Raw genomic sequence first — 19889 nt, 5'->3', positions numbered from 1 at the left:
GCGGCGTCAGGAATTTATTGAAAATATTTTTCAATAATCAGTGGCGCGTCGCAAAACGGCCATTGCATCAGCCGGCGAGCATCGGGTACGTGAACAGTGCGAAATGCAGCAGGTTCAAGCCGAAATGGGTGGCGATGGCCGCCCCCAATCCGCCGAAACGGTAGGCCAGACCATAGCCGACACCTGCCAGACCCGCCAGCAGCACCCATTGCCAACCCGCGCCCGCATGCGCCACGCCGAACAACAGCGAGGCGAGCAGCAATGCCAGGTTTTCACCGTAAGGCAGGTGTTTGAAATGCCGGCTCAGCCCACCCTGGACGTAACCGCGAAACAGCGCTTCCTCCACCAGCGTCACCAGCAGCAGATTGTTCAGCACCCACAGCCCGGCTTGGTCCGGCCACTTCGGCGCCCAACTGATCATCCCCAGCAAGAGTGCGCCACCCAAGGCCAGGATGGCGCTCAGGGGCAGGGCGAGTGCGGTGGCATAAACCGAAAGGCGCAAAGAGCGCCGGCCGACAATCCACGGACACACCAGTAACAGCCAAAAGCCGATCAGGGGCTTGTCCTGATTCAGGTACATGGTAAACGGCGCGGCATCGTCGGTGATGCGATGCGGGTCGATGCCACGACCGTTGTAGAAACCGGGCAGCCAATGCATCGCCAGGGCCACGGCGAGGATGATGAACACGCCGTGACCGAGGAAGCGAGCGATGGGGATTTTTTGCTGACGGACCGCGAAACCAGCGACGAGCAACAATGCGACGGAGATGCCGGCCAGCCAGCCGAGGTGGCCGTAGGTCAGGGCGAGGGTGTAGCCGAGGGAGAGAAGGGCCAGGTATGTCCATGGCAGGGCGAGCATAAATTAGTCCTTTGAGGCTGAAGAGCTTTTGTGGCAAGGGAGCTTGCTCCCGCTAGGGTGCGAAGCAGCCCCAAACCCGGTGACCCGATACTTCAATCAGATCGCATCGGCTGTTTTACGACTGCTTCGCAGTCGAGCGGGAGCAAGCGCCCTCGCCACAAAGTGTGCACTGTTTGCGGGGCGCGATTATAAACAGGCCCAAACAAAAACACCGCCCGAAGGCGGTGTCTGTGTCGGCAGGCGGTTACGACGCAATCAACTGCCGCAACACGTAATGCAAAATCCCCCCTGCCTTGAAGTATTCCACTTCATTGAGCGTATCGATCCGGCACAGCACCTCGACTTTCTCGCGGCTGCCGTTCTCGCGGGTGATGATGAGTGTCAGGTTCATCCGCGGCGTCAACTCGACGCCGGTCAACCCAAGGATATCCAGCGTCTCCTTGCCGGTCAGGTTCAGGCTCTTGCGGTTCTGATCCAGCTTGAACTGCAACGGCAGCACGCCCATGCCCACCAGGTTGGAACGGTGAATCCGCTCGAAGCTTTCGGCGATGACCGCTTTCACGCCCAGCAGATTAGTGCCCTTGGCCGCCCAGTCGCGGCTCGAACCGGTGCCGTATTCTTGCCCTGCGATCACCACCAGCGGCGTGCCCGACGCTTGATAGCGCATGGCCGCGTCGTAGATCGGCATCCTTTCCCCTGTGGGGATGTAGATCGTGTTGCCGCCTTCTTCACCGCTGAGCATTTCGTTGCGAATGCGGATGTTGGCGAAAGTGCCGCGCATCATCACTTCGTGATTGCCGCGACGGGAACCATAGGAGTTGAAGTCCCGCGGCTCCACGCCTTTATCGCGCAGGTATTGACCGGCCGGGCTGTCCGCCTTGATGTTGCCGGCGGGGGAGATGTGGTCGGTGGTCACCGAGTCGCCCAGCAGCGCAAGGACCCTGGCGCCGGAAACGTCCTTGACCACCGGCGGTGGACCGCCGATGTCATCGAAGAACGGTGGATGCTGGATGTAAGTCGAATCGTCCTGCCAGACATACGTCGCCGCCTGCGGCACTTCAATCGCTTGCCATTGCTCGTCGCCGGCAAACACCTCGGCGTATTCCTTGTGGAACATGGCGGTGTTGACCTGACTCACGGCGTCGGCAATCTCTTGGGTGCTCGGCCAGATGTCCCGCAGGTACACCGGATTGCCATCCTTGTCGTTACCCAGCGGTTCGCTGCTGATGTCGGTCCGCACCGTGCCGGCCAACGCATAGGCGACGACCAGCGGCGGAGAGGCCAGCCAGTTGGTTTTCACCAGCGGATGCACGCGGCCTTCGAAGTTGCGGTTGCCCGACAGCACCGAGGCGACGGTCAGGTCTGCGGCCTGGATGGCTTTTTCAATCGGCTCCGGCAAGGGGCCGGAGTTGCCGATGCAAGTGGTGCAGCCATAGCCGACCAAGTCAAAACCCAGCTCATCCAGATACGGGGTCAGGCCGGCAGCCTTGTAGTAGTCGGTGACCACTTTCGAGCCAGGGGCCAACGAACTCTTGACCCACGGTTTGCGCTTGAGGCCTTTTTCCACGGCTTTTTTCGCCACCAGGCCGGCGGCCATCATCACGCTCGGGTTGGAGGTGTTGGTGCAAGAGGTGATCGCGGCGATCACCACCGCGCCGTTTTTCAACCGATAGGTCTGGCCGTCGTATTCGTAGTCGGCTTCGCCCGCCAGATCGGCATTGCCCACCGCGACGCCACCGCCGCCTTCACTTTCGAGGCGACCGACTTCCTTGCTGGTGGGTTTGAATTGCAGGTCGATGAAATCACTGAACGCTTGCGCGACATTTGGCAGCGAAACCCTGTCCTGTGGGCGTTTAGGCCCTGCCAGGCTGGCTTCGACGCTGGCCATGTCCAGTGCCAGGGTGTCGGTGAACACCGGTTCCTGGCCCGGCAGTCGCCACAGGCCCTGAGCTTTGCTGTAGGCCTCGACCAGTTTCACGGTGGCCAGTGGGCGACCCGAGAGCCGCAGATACTCCAGCGTGATGTCGTCGACCGGGAAGAAGCCGCAGGTGGCGCCGTATTCCGGGGCCATGTTGGCGATGGTCGCGCGGTCGGCCAGCGGCAGGTCGGCAAGGCCGTCGCCATAGAATTCGACGAACTTGCCGACGACGCCTTTCTTGCGCAGCATCTGCGTGACGGTCAGCACCAGGTCGGTGGCGGTGATGCCTTCCTTGAGCTTGCCGGTGAGTTTGAAGCCGATCACTTCCGGAATCAGCATCGATACCGGCTGGCCGAGCATCGCCGCTTCCGCTTCGATCCCGCCGACGCCCCAGCCGAGTACGCCGAGACCGTTGATCATGGTGGTGTGGGAGTCGGTGCCGACCAGGGTGTCGGGGAAGGCGTAGGTGCGGCCATCCTCGTCTTTGGTCCAGACCGTGCGACCGAGGTATTCCAGGTTGACCTGGTGGCAAATGCCCGTGCCCGGTGGCACCACGCTGAAGTTGTCGAAGGCGCTCTGGCCCCAGCGCAGGAACGCGTAACGTTCACCGTTGCGCTGCATTTCGATGTCGACGTTCTGTTCGAAGGCGCTGGAACTGCCGAATTTGTCGACCATCACCGAGTGGTCGATCACCAGATCCACAGGGGAGAGCGGATTGATCCGCTGGGGGTCGCCACCGGCCTTGGCCATGGCGGCGCGCATGGCGGCCAGGTCGACCACGGCAGGCACGCCGGTAAAGTCCTGCATCAATACTCGTGCGGGGCGGTATTGAATTTCTCGGTCGGAGCGACGCTCCTTGAGCCAGGCGGCAATCGCCCGGAGGTCGGCGCCGGTGACGGTTTTTTCATCTTCCCAGCGCAGCAGGTTTTCCAGCAGCACTTTCAACGACATCGGCAGCTTGTCCAGGTCGCCCAGACTTTTGGCGGCATCGGGCAAGCTGAAATAGTGATAGGTCTTGTCGTCGACTTGCAGGGTTTTAAGGGTGTTCAGGCTATCGAGGGACGGCATTGCGATCACTCCTTTGAGTCCGCACGGCTACGGACTGAGGGGACGGACAGAGCTTTCAACCTAGCCCTGTTTGAATGTTAAAGCTAATAACTGGACTCTATGGCCAAGTCCAAGGTTCCGAACTCGGCTATCATGCGCCGGTTTTCGTGACAGGCTTTGCTTCAACGCAAGCCTGGGCATCGCGCAGTGGCTGAATTCTTCGCCAACTGCCCAGGAGTAAGAATGAACACCCTCTTTATGCATTGCCGGCCGGGCTTCGAAGGCGAAGTCTGTTCCGAGATTTCCGAACACGCCGCGCGGCTGAACGTGGCCGGTTATGCCAAAGCCAAGACCGCCAGCGCCTGCGCTGAATTCATCTGCACCGAAGAAGACGGCGCCGAGCGGCTGATGCGTGGCCAGCGTTTCGCCGAGCTGATCTTCCCGCGCCAATGGGCGCGCGGAATTTTCATCGACCTGCCGGAAACCGACCGCATCAGCGTGATCCTTGCGCACATGGCGGACTTCCCGCTGTGCGGCAGCCTGTGGCTGGAAATGGTCGACACCAACGATGGCAAGGAGCTGTCGAACTTCTGCAAGAAATTCGAAGGGCACCTGCGCAAGGCGCTGATGGCGGCCGGCAAGTTGGTCGAGGATGCGCACAAGCCGCGCCTGCTGCTGACCTTCAAAAGCGGCCGCGAAGTGTTCATGGGGCTGGCCGAGTCCAACAACTCGGCGATGTGGCCGATGGGCATTCCGCGTCTGAAGTTTCCTCGTGAGGCGCCGAGCCGTTCGACGTTGAAGCTGGAAGAGGCGTGGCACCACTTTATCCCCCGCGATCAGTGGGATGAGCGCCTGCACAGCGACATGACCGGCGTCGACCTCGGTGCCGCCCCCGGCGGCTGGACCTGGCAACTGGTCAACCGCGGCATGCTGGTGACGGCGATTGACAACGGTCCGATGGCCGAAAGCTTGATGGACACTGGTTTAGTGCAGCACCTGATGGCCGACGGTTTCACCTTCAAGCCCAAGCAACCGGTGGACTGGATGGTCTGCGACATCGTCGAGAAACCGGCGCGCAACGCCGCGATGCTGGAAGAATGGATTGGCGAGGGGCATTGCCGCGAAGCGGTGGTCAACCTGAAGTTGCCGATGAAACAGCGTTACGCCGAAGTGAAACGCTTGCTGGAACGCATCGCCGACGGTTTAAAGGAGCGCGGCATTCGGGTCGAGATCGGCTGCAAGCAGCTGTATCACGACCGTGAAGAAGTGACGTGCCACTTGCGCCGGATCGACGTGAAGAAACCGAAATCCCGCTGATACACACCGCACCCCCTTGTAGGAGCGAGGCTTGCCCGCGAAGCTTTTGGCGTCCTCAAGGGCCTCTTCGCGGGCAAGCCTCGCTCCTACAGGCGGGCGGTGTACGACACAGATGACCGAACCCCGGCAATGCGCGACAATGCCGGCCAGCTTCAGGAGTGAATCATGAGTGAAATGATTGATACGCCGGTAGACGGCACCCTCGACGCCACCGGCCTCAACTGCCCGGAACCGGTGATGATGCTGCACCAGCACATCCGTGACCTGGTGCCCGGTGGCCTGCTCAAGGTAATCGCGACCGATCCCTCGACCCGTCGCGATATTCCCAAGTTCTGCGTATTCCTCGACCACGAACTGGTCGCGCAGCACGAAGAGGCCGGCACCTACCTCTACTGGATCCGCAAGAAACTCGCTTAACCCGTCGAATGACTGATGCGGATTCGCTTGCGTGCACTGCGCGTCAGGCGGATCGACAGCATCAGCGCCGCGCAACTCAAGCCTACGATCAAACCCTGCCACAGCCCGCTCGGGCCGCTCGGCGTGCCGAACCAGTCGGTCAGGCCCAAGGCGTAGCCCACCGGCAAACCGATGCCCCAATAGGCGAACAAGGTCAGGATCATCGTCACCCGAGTGTCCTGGTAACCGCGCAGTGCGCCGGCCGCCGTGACCTGGATTGCGTCGGAGAACTGGAACAGCGCCGAATACACAATCAGCATCGCTGCCACGCGTATGACCGTCGGGTCGGCGGTGTAGATCGTAGCGATGTGTTCGCGCAGCAACAGCATCATGCTCGCCGAAACACAGGCATACGCCAGCGCCGTGCCCATGCCGACCCCGGCAGCGAAGCGTGCCTCACGGGGTTCCTGGCGACCGAGTGCCTGGCCGACCCGCACCGTGACGGCCATGCCGAGGGAGTAAGGGATCATGAACACCAGCGAGCTGAAGTTCAGGGCGATCTGATGTCCGGCCACCACGGTGGCGCCGAGGCTGCCGATCAGCAGGGCGATTACGGCGAAGATGCTCGACTCGGCGAACACTGCGATGCCGATCGGCAGGCCGATACCGAGCAGACGTTTGATCACCGACCATTGCGGCCAGTCGAAACGGCTGAACAACTGACTCGACTGGTACGCCGGTGCCCAACGCTCCCAACCGGCCATGCCCAGCGCCATCACCCACATCACGATCGCAGTGGCCCAGCCGCACCCGACCCCGCCCATGGCCGGCACGCCGAAGTGGCCATAGATGAAGATGTAGTTCAGCGGAATGTTCAACGCCAATCCGCAGAGGCCCAGCACCATCGCTGGACGTGTGCGTCCCAGGCCGTCACTGAAACAACGCAACACATGATAGAAGGCGACGGCGGGCAGACCGCTGGCGATGCCGTGCAGATACTGCATGCACGGGCCGATCAGCTCGGGATCGACCTTCATCATGTGCAGGATCGGTTCGGCGCTGAACAGCATGCCGGTCGCCATCAAACCCACCACCAAGGCCAGCCACAGTGCCTGACGTACAATCGGGCCGATTTCGCTGTGGGTGCCGGCACCGAAGCGCTGGGCGACTTTCGGAGTAGTGGCCAGCAAGGTGCCGGTCATCAACAGAAACACTGGAACCCAGATTGAGTTGCCGAGCGCCACGGCCGCCAAGTCGCGCGGGCCGACCCGTCCCGCCATCACCGCATCGACGAAGCCCATGGCGGTGGTCGCCAGTTGCGCGATCATGATCGGCAGCGCCAGGCCAAGCAGGTTTTTCAGCTCCAGGCGAACCCTGGCCGGGCGGGTGAGGGAAGTAGCGGCGGGGCGGTCAGTCACGGAATTCAAGGGCGAAACGTCCAGAGATGTTGATGCGCAAGGCGGCGCATTCTACGCCCTGACGCAGTGGTCAGGAAAAATCCTGTGTTAGCTATTTGTAATTACCGATCCGGGTTAATGCTGAACACTGTGTGGCGAGGGAGCTTGCTCCCGCTGGACTGCGCAGCAGTCCCATAGCCTTGCAAGTGATAAGCCTGTCAAAACCGGATCGCTAGGGTTGGGGCCGCTGCGCGACCCAGCGGGAGCAAGCTCCCTCGCCACAGGGTATGGAGTGACCTTAATGCCCGCTGGCCCACTACAGTCATCTCCGCCTACACTGCCAACCCGCCAAAGGAGCCTGCCATGTTGATTGTTGCCGACGAAAATATCCCGCTGCTCGATGCCTTCTTCGAAAGTTTCGGCGAAATTCGCCGGGTGCCGGGACGTTCCATCGACCGCGCCACCGTCGAGCAGGCCGATGTGCTGCTGGTGCGTTCGGTGACCAACGTCAATCGCGCGTTGCTCGAAGGCAGCAAGGTGCGCTTTGTCGGCACTTGCACCATCGGCACGGATCACCTGGATCTGGATTATTTTCAGCAGGCCGGCATCACCTGGTCGAGCGCGCCCGGCTGCAATGCCCGGGGCGTGGTCGACTACGTGCTCGGCAGTTTGCTGACCCTGGCCGAAATCGAAGGCGTCGACCTGACTCAGCGCACTTACGGCATCGTGGGTGCCGGCGAAGTGGGCGGTCGCCTGGTCAAGGTCTTGAAGGGGCTGGGCTGGAACGTGCGGGTGTGTGATCCGCCACGGCAAGCGGCCGAAGGTGGCGATTACGTCAGCCTCGAGCAGATCATCGAGCAGTGCGATGTCATCAGTCTGCACACCCCTTTGAAGAAACACGGCTCACAGTCGACCTGGCATCTGTTCGATAAACAACGCCTGAACCAACTCAAGCCTGGCACCTGGCTGATCAACGCCAGCCGTGGCCCGGTGGTGGACAACGCCGCCCTGCGCCAGGTGTTGTTGCAGCGCGAAGACCTGCAAGCAGTGCTCGACGTGTGGGAAGGCGAACCTGAAGTCGATGTGGCGCTGGCCGAACTCTGCGTGCTGGCGACGCCGCACATTGCCGGTTATAGCCTGGATGGCAAACAACGGGGGACGGCGCAGATCTATCAGGCGTATTGCGAATTCATCGGGCAACCGGCCCAGGTCAGCTTGAGCGATCTGCTGCCGGCGCCGTGGTTGTCGCACGTGACCCTTCACGCGAAGAGCGATCCGGCCTGGGCGCTGGCGATGCTGTGCCGCGGCGTGTACGACCCGCGTCGTGACGATGCGGATTTCCGTCGCAGCCTTGTAGGCAATGTGAGCGAGCAGCGTGCGGCGTTTGATGCGTTGCGCAAGAACTATCCTGCGCGCAGGGAGATTGACGGGTTGCAGGTGCGGATTGAGGGGGATTCGCCTGAGTTGCTGAAGATAGTGGCGGCACTGGGCGCAACGGCGGTCTAGAGACCGGGTTGACCCTTTCGCGGGCAAGCCTCGCTACTACAGGATTTGGGTGTTCGCTAAGTAGGTTGACGACGCAAAATCTGTAGGAGCGAGGCTTGCCCGCGAATGGCTGCACCGCATTTCCCGGATAAGCACCCACAAAAAACCCGGCCATCAGGGCCGGGTCAAGAAGACGGTGGCTATATCACTCTTGTTCGGCAGGCTTGACCAATCGCTTTTCCAGTTCGCTGCAGGCTTGCTGGATCATGTCTTCAGTGATCGGTACTTCGCGCCCATCCTTATCAATAATTGAGCAACCCAGAGACTGGTCTGGTTGTGTGCGGATCACTTGAATCTTGTCTTCGCTGCTGTTTTGCAAGGACATGGCCTGTCTCCTCATCAGGTTGTGTGCCTACTTTAAAACCGCCAGGTGACCAGGCTGTGACAACTCCCTGCGATCTCTCCAAGGCGGCAACATCAGTCCACCAGAAATACCGCAGTGTTGCCACCCGGACATTAGACCAATAGCGTCTAGCGGCTAGTCTTTGTGGTCATAATTAACCTGACTCATTGTGATTTACAGAGTTCCACCCCATTTAAGCGATATAGCTGGTCCCATCATTTGCGTACTGGATAACCCGATGCTCTCTGCCCGTCACCGCCGTGCGATTCGCCTGACCAGCCGTTTTCTTGCACCTTATCGCTGGCCGGCCCTTGGCGCATTGCTCGCGCTGATCATCACCGCCGGCATCACCTTGTCGATGGGGCAGGGCATTCGCTTGCTGGTGGATCAAGGGTTCATGACCCAATCGGCGCATTTGCTCAACCAGACCATCGGCTTGTTCATGGTGCTGGTGGTCGGGCTGGCGATCGGCACCTTTGCGCGCTTCTATCTGGTGTCGTGGATCGGCGAACGTGTGGTCGCGGACATCCGCAAGCAAGTATTCAACCACCTGGTTTATCTGCATCCGGGTTTCTATGAAGACAATCGCAGCTCCGAGATCCAGTCACGGCTGACCGCCGACACCACGTTGCTGCAATCAGTGATCGGCTCTTCGTTGTCGCTGTTCTTGCGCAATTTGCTGATGGTCACCGGCGGGATCGTCTTGCTGTTTATCACCAACCCCAAACTCACCAGCATCGTGGTCGTGGCGTTGCCGCTGGTGATCGCGCCGATCCTTGTTTTCGGCCGTCGGGTACGCAGTCTGTCGCGCCTGAGTCAGGACCGGATTGCCGACATCGGCAGCTACGTCTCCGAAACCCTCGGCCAGATCAAAACCGTGCAGGCCTACAATCATCAGGTCCAGGACGAGCAACGCTTCGCCGTGACCGTGGAGGAGGCGTTCGACACGGCGCGCAAACGCATTTTCCAGCGCGCCTGGCTAATTACGTTGGTGATCGTGCTCGTGCTGGGCGCGGTGGGCGTGATGCTGTGGGTCGGCGGTATGGACGTGATCGCCGGACGGATCTCGGCGGGCGAACTGGCAGCCTTCGTCTTCTACAGCCTGATCGTCGGCAGCGCCTTTGGCACGTTGAGTGAGGTGATCGGCGAATTGCAGCGAGCGGCGGGTGCGGCCGAGCGGATTGCCGAATTGCTGCGCTCCGAGAACATCATCCAGCCGCCCACCACAGGGCTGGTGACCTTGCCTGATCGGGTGAAGGGCAATCTGGCGCTGCAAGACGTGCGCTTTTCCTACCCTTCACGTCCAGAAAGTTACGCCGTCGATGGCTTGAATCTGACCATCAATGCAGGCGAAACCCTCGCCCTGGTCGGCCCGTCCGGTGCCGGGAAATCCACCGTGTATGACCTGCTGCTGCGTTTTTACGATCCTGCCTCGGGGCAGATCCTGCTGGATGGCGTGCCACTGACCCAACTCGATCCGCTCGACCTGCGTCGCTGCTTCGCCCTGGTCTCGCAAAACCCGGCCCTGTTCTTCGGCAGCATCGAAGAGAACATCCGCTACGGCAACCCGTCGGCGACCCTGGCCCAGGTTCAGGAAGCGGCGAAAATCGCCTACGCCCACGACTTTATCGAGCAGATGCCTAACGGCTATCAGACCCATCTGGGCGACGGTGGCCTCGGGTTGTCCGGCGGCCAGCGCCAACGCCTGGCCATCGCACGGGCGCTGCTGGTGGACGCGCCGATCCTGTTGCTGGACGAAGCCACCAGCGCCCTCGACGCCCAAAGCGAACACCTGATCCAGCAAGCCCTGCCGAGCCTGATGAAAAACCGCACCACCCTGGTCATCGCTCACCGCTTGGCCACGGTAAAAAATGCCGACCGGATCGCGGTGATGGATCATGGGAAACTGGTGGCAATAGGGACGCATCAGGAATTGATTGCGAGCAATGCGCTGTATGCGCGGTTGGCGGCGTTGCAATTCAGTGACGGGCACGACGCGGCATGAATGAGAGCTGCTGAACACTGCGAGGTTCGGGCATTATGTCGGCCTCAGTTGCGAGCCTGGATGAGGATATGAGCCGTTATCAACCACCGTTGACCCTGACCACCAGAATGCTGGCGTTGATCGCCGGGATCAGCGAACAAATCGGTCAGCTGACGGCTGTGGACGAACGCCTGCAGACGCCTCAACTGCGTCGTAGTAATCGAATTCGCACGATTCAGGCTTCCTTGGCGATCGAGAACAACACGCTCAGCATCGAGCAGGTGACCGCAGTCCTGGCTGGGCGACGAGTACTTGGCCTGCCGCGAGAAATCCAGGAAGTGCGTAACGCTTTTGCGGCGTATGAAGCCATGCCTGAGTGGCGGTCGAGCAACCGGGCCGACCTGCTGCGGGCGCATGAGTTGCTGATGGGCGGATTGATTGACGACTGTGGGCGGTTTCGCCAAGCCGGTGTCGGTATTTATCGTGGTGAAAAATTAGTCCACATGGCACCGCCGCCGAGTCGTGTTGGGCATTTGATGGACGATTTGCTGGCGTGGCTCAGTCAATCGGATTGGCACCCATTGATCGTCAGCTGCGTCTTCCACTACGAGTTCGAGTTTATTCATCCTTTCGCCGATGGAAATGGGCGGATGGGGCGACTCTGGCAAACCTTGATACTCAGTCAGTGGCGGCCGGTGTTGGCTTATCTGCCAGTCGAAGCGGTGATTCGAGAGCAGCAAGACGCTTATTACGCGGCGTTGTCGGCTGCGGACCAGTTGGCTGAGTCGACGCCTTTTGTCGAGTTCATGCTGCAAGCGTTGAGTATTGCGCTTGAAGAGGCAGGCAATACCGAATCAATAATCGACCCAGTAACCGACCCAGTAACCGACCCAGTAGGGAGATTGCTTTCAGCACTCCAGGTTAATGGTCCGCTTAAAATCAGCGACTTGATGGCTGAGGTCGGTTTGGCTCACAAGGCGACCTTTCGGGCTAACTACCTCAGGCCCGCATTGGCTGCCGATTTGATTGAAATGACCAGCCCCGAGACACCAAGCAGTCCGGCTCAAAAATATCGTCTGACCCGGCATGGCAAACAGACTGCCGCACGATTCAAGTCTGCATAGACCTTCTGGATACGCCAAAAAAAATGCCCGCATCAATCGATGCGGGCATTTTTATTCGGACTTCAGCATCAGTATCACTGATCGTCAAAGTACCGCTCATGCCAATCCACCAGCGGCTGTGGCGAGTTGAGTTTCTGGCCGTAGATCACCGAGTACGACAATACGTTTTGCACATACTGGCGGGTTTCGTCGAACGGGATGCTTTCCACCCACACGTCGAAGCTCAGGTGATCCGCACCGCGCAGCCACTGGCGTACACGGCCGGGGCCGGCGTTGTAGGCGGCGGAGGCGAGGACGCGGTTGCCGTTGAACTGGCTGTGGACCTGGCTCAGGTACGCGGCGCCGAGCTGGATGTTCTTGTCCGGGTCGAGCACTTGCTGCGGCGAGGCCAGCGGAATGCTGAACTTGCGTGCGGTTTCCTTGGCGGTGCCGGGCATCAGCTGCATCAGGCCGCTGGCGCCGACGCCGGAACGGGCGTCGGCCATGAAGGCGCTTTCCTGGCGGGTAATGGCGAACACCCAGCTCGAGTGCAAGCCACGGACCTTGGCTTCACGCACCAGGGATTCGCGGTGGGCCATCGGGAAGCGGATGTCCAGATCGTCCCAGTATTGCGCCTGACTGATGGTGCGAATCGCCGGGAAATACCATTTCAGGTCGTAGGCCAGTTTTGCCTGGGCGACCATCTCGTCACGGTTGAAGTGACGGCTGACGTGGTACCACTCGCGACGACCGTCGACGATCTGCCCGCGGGCGTGGAACTCGAGGGCGCGACGAATGCCTGGCGTGTTGCGCACCTTGTTGATCAGCGCCTGGCTCAGTACCAGCGGTTTGTTGTTTAGCGAGTAGGGCGATTGTGAACGGTCAGCGGCAAGGAAACCGTAGAAGTCGCGCTCACGGGCCAGGTTCTTGTACAGGTTTTGTACTTCCGGGTTCTGCGGCTGCGCCAGTTCCAGGCTGCGGGCCTGCCAGTAGCGCCAGCGGTTGGTGGTCGCCAGGTCCTGCGGCAAGCGCCGAGTCAGCTGATAGGCATCGTCCCAGCGGGCCAGACGCAACAGCAGGCGCATGCGCCATTCGGACACGGTGTTGTCGCGCAGTTCCGGGTCGTACCTGGTCATCATTTCCAGTGCGCGAGGGTCGAAACGTTTGGCGAGGGTCAACCCGATTTCACGGGCGATCGCCACTTTTTCGTCGCGGGAGAAGTGCATGCTGCTGGCATAGCCGTCGAGCAGGTTCATGGCTTTGTCCGGGTCCTGGCGGGCCAGGCGGCGCAGACCGAGACTGACCACGTCGGACATCGGTTCGTCGGCAGGGGTGAAGCGCGACGGCTGATTCAGCAGTTCAGGTTTTTGCGCCACATCCACCAGCAAACGACCGCGAGGGGCGAGGGTGGTCAGGCCATTGACCAGGCTGTTGGCCAGCGGATAGTTGCGCGCCTGGGCGGCAAGCTTCGTGCGCTCCCAGCGTTTCTGTTCGGTCAGTTGACCTTCGGCGGCCCATTGCCCGAACAGCGCGTCGCAGGCGGCGGGTTGGGATTTACCGGTCAGCCAGAGTTTATTGGCGTTGGCGTAGCCTTCGGCTTTCTGGTTGTGACCAATCTGGTACTGCGCGTTCAGGCAGTCCAGTTCGGTGAAATTGAGCTTGGGGTCGTAGTATTTGACGAAGGTCGCCCAGTCGCCGCGTTCGGCCAGCCAGCGCAACCAGCGCAATTTCATCCAGTTGGCCTGGGGCAGGTCACCGTGTTCGGCGAGGAATTTTTCGATTTCGGCATTGCTGGCCGTTTTCAGCCGAGCGGTCAGTTCGTCGTAGGCCAGGTATGGCTCCAGTGGATAATCACGAAGGGCCTGGCTGTAGCGAAAATATGGGCCGGTATCGCCCTTGGCCAAGGCTCGCTTGGCCTCATCGTAATATTGGCGCTGGGTGGACAGGTCCACCGCCTGGGCGGTTTGAGCGGCAGCGGCAGAAAGAAGCAAGCAAGATAAAAAACTGAAGAGGCGGCTGCGCATGAGACGTCCGGGCATAGAAATCACGACAAGTGCAGACTTAACCTGCACCGAATTATCTGTAGCTTAGCCTTTTGCCAGCAACGGGCGAAAGCTTTGCGGGCCTCTCGGCACAAGTTCGCAACAATTGTCATGCAGAGTGCTTCGACATTGAAATTGCCGGCCTTCTGAAGCCTCAAGTCAGGTAGAATGCGCGCCCGGTTTTTGGAGAAGCTCATGACCCTGCTCAAATTCAGCGATGTGTCCCTTGCTTTCGGCGCTATGCCGTTGTTGGACAAGGTGTCCTGGCAGATCGCCCGTGGTGAGCGGGTGTGCATCATCGGCCGCAACGGCACTGGCAAGTCCAGCATGATGAAGCTCGTCAAGGGCGACCAGAAGCCCGACGAAGGCTCCGTTTGGCGCGCGCCCGGCCTCAAGATTGGCGAATTGCCGCAAGAACTGCCGGTAGCCGACGAGCGGACCGTGTTCGACGTAGTGGCTGAAGGCCTGGACGGTGTCGGCGAGCTGCTCGCGCAGTATCACCACCTGAGCCAGAACATCGTCACCGACGCCGACCTGGACAAGCTGATGCACGTCCAGCACGACCTCGAAGCCCGCGATGGCTGGCGTTTGCAGCAACTGGTCGACAGCACCTTGAGCCGTCTGCAGTTGCCGGCCGACAAGACTCTCGCTGAATTGTCCGGCGGCTGGCGTCGTCGCGTCCTGCTGGCCCAGGCCCTGGTTTCCGAACCGGACCTGCTGCTGCTCGACGAACCGACCAACCACCTGGACATCGGTGCAATCGCCTGGCTCGAAGAAGCGCTGAAGGATTTCCAGGGCGCCGTGCTGTTCATCACGCACGACCGTTCATTCCTGCAAAACCTCGCGACCCGCATTCTGGAACTGGATCGCGGCGGCCTGATCGACTGGAACGGCGACTACGCCAGTTTCCTGGTGCACAAAGAAGCCTCCCTGGCCGCTGAAGAAACCGCCAACGCGCTGTTCGACAAGAAGCTGGCCCAGGAAGAAGTCTGGATCCGCCAGGGCATCAAGGCCCGTCGTACCCGTAACGAAGGCCGCGTCCGCGCATTGAAAGCCCTGCGTGTCGAGCGTAGTGAGCGTCGTGAGCGCACCGGCAAGGCCAACATTCAGTTGGACACCGCTGACAAGTCCGGCAAACAGGTGATGGTCCTCGAGAACGTGAGCTTTGCTCACCCGGGCGGTCCGTTCCTGATCAAGGATTTCTCGATGGTCCTGACGCGGGGCGACCGTATCGGTCTGCTCGGCGCCAACGGTACCGGCAAAACCACGCTGCTGAAGCTGATGCTCAGCGGTCTACAACCAACCAGCGGCACAGTGGAAGAGGGGACGCGCATCGACGTGGCCTACTTCGACCAGTTGCGCCATCAGCTGGACCTGGAAAAGACCGTGATCGACAACGTGGCCGAAGGTCGCGACTTCATCGATATCGATGGCCAGAGCCGTCACGTGCTGAGTTACCTCGGCGACTTCCTGTTCAGCCCTCAGCGTGCCCGCACGCCAGTCAAGGCGCTGTCGGGTGGTGAACGTGCGCGTCTGTTGCTGGCGAAACTGTTCAGCAAACCAGCGAACCTGCTGGTTCTCGACGAACCGACCAACGACCTCGACGTCGAAACCCTCGAGCTGCTGGAAGAGGTCTTGCTGACCTTCAACGGCACCGTGCTGATGGTCAGCCACGACCGGGCATTCCTCGACAACGTGGTCACCAGCACCCTGGTCTTCGAAGGTGAAGGCAAGGTGCGCGAGTACGTCGGTGGTTATCAGGACTGGCTGCGTCAGGGCGGCTCGCCGCGCCTGCTGGGCGTGACCGAGAGCAAATCCGGCAAGGCCGACCTGACCTCTGCGGTCGTGACGGCGGAAGCGGCACCGATTGCTGCGGCAGTCGAAGCGCCGGTGGCGAAGAAGAAGCTCAGCTACAAATTGCAGCGTGAGCTGGAAATGTTGCCGGCCCAGATCGAAGCCATGGAACAGCAGATCGCTGCCGTCGAGGCCCAGATGGCCGATGCCGGTTTCTATCAGCGTCCTGCGGTCGAGACCGCTGCCGTGATCGCTCAGCTTGAGCAGTTGCAGGCTGAACTCGACGTGATGGTCGAGCGTTGGGCTGAGCTGGATGCCTGATTGATGCTGTAACAAAAAAGCCCGGCGTTCAGTGATGAGCGCCGGGCTTTTCGTATGGAATGCGATCTACACGTTGCTATAGATCCCCTGTAGGAGCGAGCAGGGTCGCTCCTACAGGGTACGGGTTTTCAGCTTTTGATCAGGCGCACCGCGAGCACATCACACGGAGCGCCGTGCAGCACGTCGTTGGCCGTCGAGCCCAGCAGCAATGCCAGGCCGTGTCGGCCATGGCTGCCCACCACGATCAGGTCGCAGGTCTGTTCCTTGGCCAGGTGGTGAATCTCCTGGCGTGGCTGGCCGTAGGTCAGGTGGCTGTATTCTTTGGAGAGTTCCGGATACTTCACGATCAGTCGGTCCAGGCGTTCCTTGGCCTGATCGAACTGCTGCTGTTGCAGTTGTGACAGGTCCATGGGGACGTCGCCGCCAAAGGCCATGGCCATCGGTTCGACGATATGGACCAGGGACAGTTTCGCGCCATTGCTCACTGAAAGCTCACGAGCACGGTGGATTACAGGGTCGCACTCTTCGGTTAGATCTACAGCGACCAGAATATGGTGGTAGGGCATGAGGTGCTCCTCCTGAGGATTGCAATATTGGTAAGTATGGCTGGTTTCAAGCGCAATGGTTCCAAAGTGACTCAAAGCGCTCATCAAGAATCGGGAGTACAGATATGACGGTCTGGATAGTGGTGTCAATCCTGCTGGTGGTGCTGAGTCCGCTGGCATGGTTGCGACCGTCCCGTGGACAGAGCGGGCGCATGGCTCTGCGCATGGAAGCGCGGCGTATCGGCCTCGCCATGCAGCTTGCGCCCCAGGAGTGGCCGCACTGGCTGAGCCAGGAGCCGCCGAGCCCTTGCGCCCAGTACCATCGGCCACGTCGTGGCAATCAACCGGCGTGCTGGAGTTACTGGCAAAAGTCGCCGGGTGTGTGGGTGAACCAGTGGCAGGAGATTTGCGAAGATCGAGCGCTGCTCAATCATTTCGAAAAATTGCCAGCCAACGTCTACAAGGTTGAAGCGGACAAACAGATGATCACTCTGTATTGGGGCGAGAAGGGCGAAGCGACGGTTTTGCAAGACATCGATGCGGTGCTGAAAGCACTGGCGTGACTCACGGACATTTCGCGCTGCAATGGCGCGAAACCTCCGACAGACAGGCAATAAAAAGCCCGACATCATCATCGGGCTGGGGTTGGCCAGGCAGGCCGGTAATTCTTTGTGCCGCCGATCTTACGCTTGGCGTTCGCCAAAAGTGTTCAATTTTTTTTCTCAAGGTCCCGCCAGCGTAGTCTGTTAAACAAAGGCTGCAGCGAATTAGGGCGACTTTTCTAACTATTGATTCTATGAATGGCTTCACATGCAGGGGCGTGTTGAAGATCTTCGTAGTACGGAAGTGACCGCAAAGTCGCGTTTGAACCCGCATTTTGGGCGATTGACAATTGTCGGAAATTCCGTGAAGGTGGCGTACCCAAATCAAACGGGCGTATGAATTGAGCGTTTGTATTTAACATCGCTCCTACAGAATCCCGACTATCGCGTTGGCGGGTGTGCCGGGTAGATGGGCGTAGCATTGACGTTAAGCGTCCCTGCCAAGCCATTTGCCTGCGTCCGACGTGTACTGTTCAGCTTCCATATCGTGGAGATCAGTTGATGATTTACGAAGGTAAAGCCATCACGGTTAAGGCTCTTGAAAGTGGCATCGTCGAATTGAAATTCGACCTCAAGGGTGAGTCCGTCAACAAGTTCAACCGTCTAACCCTGAACGAACTGCGTCAGGCCGTAGACACCATCAAGGCAGATGCTTCGATCAAGGGTGTGATCGTCAGCAGTGGCAAGGACGTCTTCATCGTCGGCGCCGACATCACCGAATTTGTCGAGAACTTCAAGCTGCCTGATGCAGAGCTTGTTGCTGGCAACCTGGAAGCCAACAAGATTTTCAGCGATTTCGAAGACCTCAACGTCCCGACTGTCGCCGCGATCAACGGCATCGCTCTGGGTGGCGGTCTGGAAATGTGCCTGGCGGCGGACTACCGCGTCATGTCCACCAAGGCCAAGATCGGTCTGCCGGAAGTCAAGCTGGGCATCTACCCGGGCTTCGGCGGTACCGTGCGTCTGCCGCGCCTGATCGGTGCCGACAACGCTATCGAGTGGATTGCCGCCGGCAAGGAAAACCGTCCTGAAGACGCGCTGAAAGTAGGCGCCGTCGATGCCGTGGTTGCCCCTGAGAAATTGCAGGAAGCGGCCCTGGAGCTGATCAAGCGCGCCATCTCTGGCGAGTTTGACTACAAGGCCAAGCGTCAGCCGAAGCTGGAAAAGCTGAAGTTGAACGCCATCGAACAAATGATGGCCTTCGAAACCGCCAAGGGTTTCGTGGCCGGTCAAGCCGGTCCGAACTACCCGGCACCGGTCGAAGCGATCAAGACCATCCAGAAAGCCGCGAACTTCGGTCGTGACAAGGCGCTGGAAATCGAAGCCGCCGGTTTCGTCAAACTGGCCAAGACCTCTGCTGCGCAGAGCTTGATCGGTCTGTTCCTGAATGATCAGGAGCTGAAGAAAAAGGCCAAGGCCTACGATGAAATCGCCAAGGATGTGAAGCAGGCCGCCGTATTGGGCGCCGGCATCATGGGTGGCGGTATCGCTTATCAGTCGGCCTCCAAAGGTACGCCGATCCTGATGAAGGACATCAACGAGCACGGTATCGAGCAAGGCCTGGCTGAAGCCGCCAAGCTGCTGGTCGGCCGCGTTGATAAAGGTCGCATGACCCCAGCGAAAATGGCTGAAGTGCTCAACGGCATCCGTCCGACCCTGTCCTACGGTGATTTCGGTCACGTTGACCTGGTCGTCGAGGCAGTCGTCGAAAACCCGAAGGTCAAGCAAGCCGTTCTGGCCGAAGTCGAAGACAAGGTCAAAGAGGACACCATCCTCGCGTCCAACACCTCGACCATTTCCATCACCTTGCTGGCCAAAGCCCTCAAGCGTCCGGAAAACTTCGTCGGCATGCACTTCTTCAACCCGGTGCACATGATGCCGCTGGTTGAAGTGATTCGTGGCGAGAAGTCCAGCGAGCTGGCCGTGGCCACCACCGTTGCCTACGCCAAGAAAATGGGCAAGAACCCGATCGTCGTCAATGACTGCCCGGGCTTCCTGGTCAACCGCGTCCTGTTCCCGTATTTCGGCGGTTTCGCCAAGCTGGTCAGCGCCGGTGTGGACTTCGTCCGTATCGACAAGATCATGGAAAAATTCGGCTGGCCAATGGGCCCGGCGTACCTGATGGACGTGGTCGGCATCGACACCGGCCACCACGGTCGTGACGTGATGGCTGAAGGTTTCCCGGACCGCATGAAAGACGACCGTCGCTCGGCTGTCGATGTGCTCTACGAAGCCAAGCGCCTGGGCCAGAAGAATGGCAAGGGTTTCTACGCTTACGAGACCGACAAGAAAGGCAAGCAAAAGAAAGTGGCCGATCCGTCGGTGCTGGAAGTGCTCAAGCCGATCGTTTACGAGCAGCGCGAAGTCACTGACGAAGACATCATCAACTGGATGATGATCCCGCTGTGCCTGGAAACCGTGCGTTGCCTGGAAGACGGCATTGTCGAAACCGCCGCCGAAGCCGACATGGGCCTGGTCTACGGTATTGGTTTCCCTCCATTCCGTGGCGGTGCGCTGCGCTACATCGATTCGATCGGTGTTGCCGAGTTCGTTGCCCTGGCTGACCAGTACGCTGATTTGGGCGCGCTGTACCACCCGACCGCAAAACTGCGTGAAATGGCCAAAACCGGCCAACGGTTCTTCGGTTAAGCGTCCCAACACTTGAGCGAGAGTGAA

The 19889-nt window shown here is 59.9% G+C and carries 14 protein-coding genes; 8 read left to right on the top strand and 6 right to left on the bottom strand.

Features of this window, described 5'->3' with window-relative positions; all coding sequences use genetic code 11:
- Positions 1 to 67 precede the first annotated feature (67 nt).
- Positions 68 to 859 (bottom strand): CPBP family intramembrane glutamic endopeptidase, encoded by a 792-nt coding sequence (locus HP062_RS10530; protein WP_010456396.1) that lies wholly within the window; start codon positions 857 to 859, stop codon positions 68 to 70.
- Between the two features lie 244 nt (positions 860 to 1103).
- Positions 1104 to 3845: an aconitate hydratase AcnA gene (gene acnA / locus HP062_RS10525; RefSeq protein WP_010456394.1), complete on the bottom strand. Its 2742-nt coding sequence runs from the start codon at positions 3843 to 3845 to the stop codon at positions 1104 to 1106.
- A 222-nt stretch (positions 3846 to 4067) separates the two neighbouring features.
- Here acnA and rlmM point away from each other — a divergent pair, with 222 nt between their 5' ends.
- Together rlmM and tusA are read left to right on the top strand one after the other, a co-directional pair.
- Entirely contained in the window at positions 4068 to 5141 is a 1074-nt protein-coding gene (gene rlmM, locus HP062_RS10520) for a 23S rRNA (cytidine(2498)-2'-O)-methyltransferase RlmM (RefSeq protein WP_172791384.1), read from the top strand.
- 165 nt (positions 5142 to 5306) lie between these two features.
- Complete coding sequence (tusA, locus tag HP062_RS10515) at positions 5307 to 5558, top strand: sulfurtransferase TusA (RefSeq protein ID WP_007907805.1); 252 nt, start codon at positions 5307 to 5309, stop codon at positions 5556 to 5558.
- Here the strand turns inward: tusA and HP062_RS10510 are convergent.
- Positions 5555 to 6964 carry an MATE family efflux transporter gene (locus HP062_RS10510; protein ID WP_172791383.1) on the bottom strand — a complete coding sequence of 470 codons (1410 nt, stop codon included), beginning with the start codon at positions 6962 to 6964 and terminating at the stop codon, positions 5555 to 5557. The genes tusA and HP062_RS10510 overlap by 4 nt on opposite strands.
- A gap of 333 nt (positions 6965 to 7297) precedes the next feature.
- Here HP062_RS10510 and pdxB point away from each other — a divergent pair, with 333 nt between their 5' ends.
- Entirely contained in the window at positions 7298 to 8440 is a 1143-nt protein-coding gene (gene pdxB / locus HP062_RS10505; RefSeq protein ID WP_102594823.1) for a 4-phosphoerythronate dehydrogenase PdxB, read from the top strand.
- Between the two features lie 184 nt (positions 8441 to 8624).
- On the opposite strand, the gene HP062_RS10500 is transcribed toward pdxB, so the two are convergent.
- Positions 8625 to 8804, bottom strand: coding sequence for a PA1571 family protein (locus tag HP062_RS10500; protein WP_010456379.1), 180 nt, complete (start codon positions 8802 to 8804; stop codon positions 8625 to 8627).
- A 256-nt stretch (positions 8805 to 9060) separates the two neighbouring features.
- On the opposite strand from HP062_RS10500, the gene HP062_RS10495 reads away from it, so the two are divergent.
- The gene (locus tag HP062_RS10495; RefSeq protein ID WP_172791382.1) at positions 9061 to 10827 is read left to right on the top strand and encodes an ABC transporter transmembrane domain-containing protein; all 1767 of its coding nucleotides are present in this window, start codon (positions 9061 to 9063) and stop codon (positions 10825 to 10827) included.
- Positions 10828 to 10895: 68 nt separating this feature from the next.
- A complete protein-coding gene (locus HP062_RS10490) occupies positions 10896 to 11930 on the top strand; it encodes a Fic family protein (protein ID WP_083376180.1) in 1035 nt (344 codons plus the stop codon).
- Between the two features lie 74 nt (positions 11931 to 12004).
- On the opposite strand, the gene HP062_RS10485 is transcribed toward HP062_RS10490, so the two are convergent.
- The gene (locus tag HP062_RS10485) at positions 12005 to 13933 is read right to left on the bottom strand and encodes a transglycosylase SLT domain-containing protein (protein ID WP_083376181.1); all 1929 of its coding nucleotides are present in this window, start codon (positions 13931 to 13933) and stop codon (positions 12005 to 12007) included.
- A 213-nt stretch (positions 13934 to 14146) separates the two neighbouring features.
- Between HP062_RS10485 and HP062_RS10480 the strand changes: the two genes are divergently transcribed.
- Positions 14147 to 16066, top strand: coding sequence for an ATP-binding cassette domain-containing protein (locus HP062_RS10480; protein WP_077748223.1), 1920 nt, complete (start codon positions 14147 to 14149; stop codon positions 16064 to 16066).
- Positions 16067 to 16194: 128 nt separating this feature from the next.
- On the opposite strand, the gene HP062_RS10475 is transcribed toward HP062_RS10480, so the two are convergent.
- Entirely contained in the window at positions 16195 to 16632 is a 438-nt protein-coding gene (locus HP062_RS10475; protein ID WP_010456367.1) for a universal stress protein, read from the bottom strand.
- A 104-nt stretch (positions 16633 to 16736) separates the two neighbouring features.
- On the opposite strand from HP062_RS10475, the gene HP062_RS10470 reads away from it, so the two are divergent.
- Together HP062_RS10470 and fadB are read left to right on the top strand one after the other, a co-directional pair.
- The gene (locus HP062_RS10470) at positions 16737 to 17174 is read left to right on the top strand and encodes a hypothetical protein (RefSeq protein WP_010456364.1); all 438 of its coding nucleotides are present in this window, start codon (positions 16737 to 16739) and stop codon (positions 17172 to 17174) included.
- Positions 17175 to 17714: 540 nt separating this feature from the next.
- Complete coding sequence (fadB, locus tag HP062_RS10465) at positions 17715 to 19862, top strand: fatty acid oxidation complex subunit alpha FadB (protein ID WP_083376184.1); 2148 nt, start codon at positions 17715 to 17717, stop codon at positions 19860 to 19862.
- The last annotated feature ends 27 nt before the right edge of the window (positions 19863 to 19889 follow it).

It is taken from the genome of Pseudomonas sp. B14-6 (assembly GCF_013260315.1).
GTDB lineage: Bacteria > Pseudomonadota > Gammaproteobacteria > Pseudomonadales > Pseudomonadaceae > Aquipseudomonas > Aquipseudomonas mandelii.
The sequence above is the reverse complement of the archived record's forward strand: the minus strand, read 5'-3'. Positions and strand labels throughout refer to the sequence as shown.

What these genes read in the sequence shown, in the direction of transcription:
- HP062_RS10500 (WP_010456379.1), bottom strand. Translation starts at nt 8,804, where the DNA reads ATGTCCTTGCAAAACAGCAGCGAAGACAAGATTCAAGTGATCCGCACA.
- HP062_RS10530 (WP_010456396.1), bottom strand. Translation starts at nt 859, where the DNA reads ATGCTCGCCCTGCCATGGACATACCTGGCCCTTCTCTCCCTCGGCTAC.
- HP062_RS10480 (WP_077748223.1), top strand. Translation starts at nt 14,147, where the DNA reads ATGACCCTGCTCAAATTCAGCGATGTGTCCCTTGCTTTCGGCGCTATG.
- pdxB (WP_102594823.1), top strand. Translation starts at nt 7,298, where the DNA reads ATGTTGATTGTTGCCGACGAAAATATCCCGCTGCTCGATGCCTTCTTC.
- fadB (WP_083376184.1), top strand. Translation starts at nt 17,715, where the DNA reads ATGATTTACGAAGGTAAAGCCATCACGGTTAAGGCTCTTGAAAGTGGC.
- acnA (WP_010456394.1), bottom strand. Translation starts at nt 3,845, where the DNA reads ATGCCGTCCCTCGATAGCCTGAACACCCTTAAAACCCTGCAAGTCGAC.
- HP062_RS10485 (WP_083376181.1), bottom strand. Translation starts at nt 13,933, where the DNA reads ATGCGCAGCCGCCTCTTCAGTTTTTTATCTTGCTTGCTTCTTTCTGCC.
- tusA (WP_007907805.1), top strand. Translation starts at nt 5,307, where the DNA reads ATGAGTGAAATGATTGATACGCCGGTAGACGGCACCCTCGACGCCACC.
- rlmM (WP_172791384.1), top strand. Translation starts at nt 4,068, where the DNA reads ATGAACACCCTCTTTATGCATTGCCGGCCGGGCTTCGAAGGCGAAGTC.
- HP062_RS10475 (WP_010456367.1), bottom strand. Translation starts at nt 16,632, where the DNA reads ATGCCCTACCACCATATTCTGGTCGCTGTAGATCTAACCGAAGAGTGC.
- HP062_RS10495 (WP_172791382.1), top strand. Translation starts at nt 9,061, where the DNA reads ATGCTCTCTGCCCGTCACCGCCGTGCGATTCGCCTGACCAGCCGTTTT.
- HP062_RS10470 (WP_010456364.1), top strand. Translation starts at nt 16,737, where the DNA reads ATGACGGTCTGGATAGTGGTGTCAATCCTGCTGGTGGTGCTGAGTCCG.
- HP062_RS10490 (WP_083376180.1), top strand. Translation starts at nt 10,896, where the DNA reads ATGAGCCGTTATCAACCACCGTTGACCCTGACCACCAGAATGCTGGCG.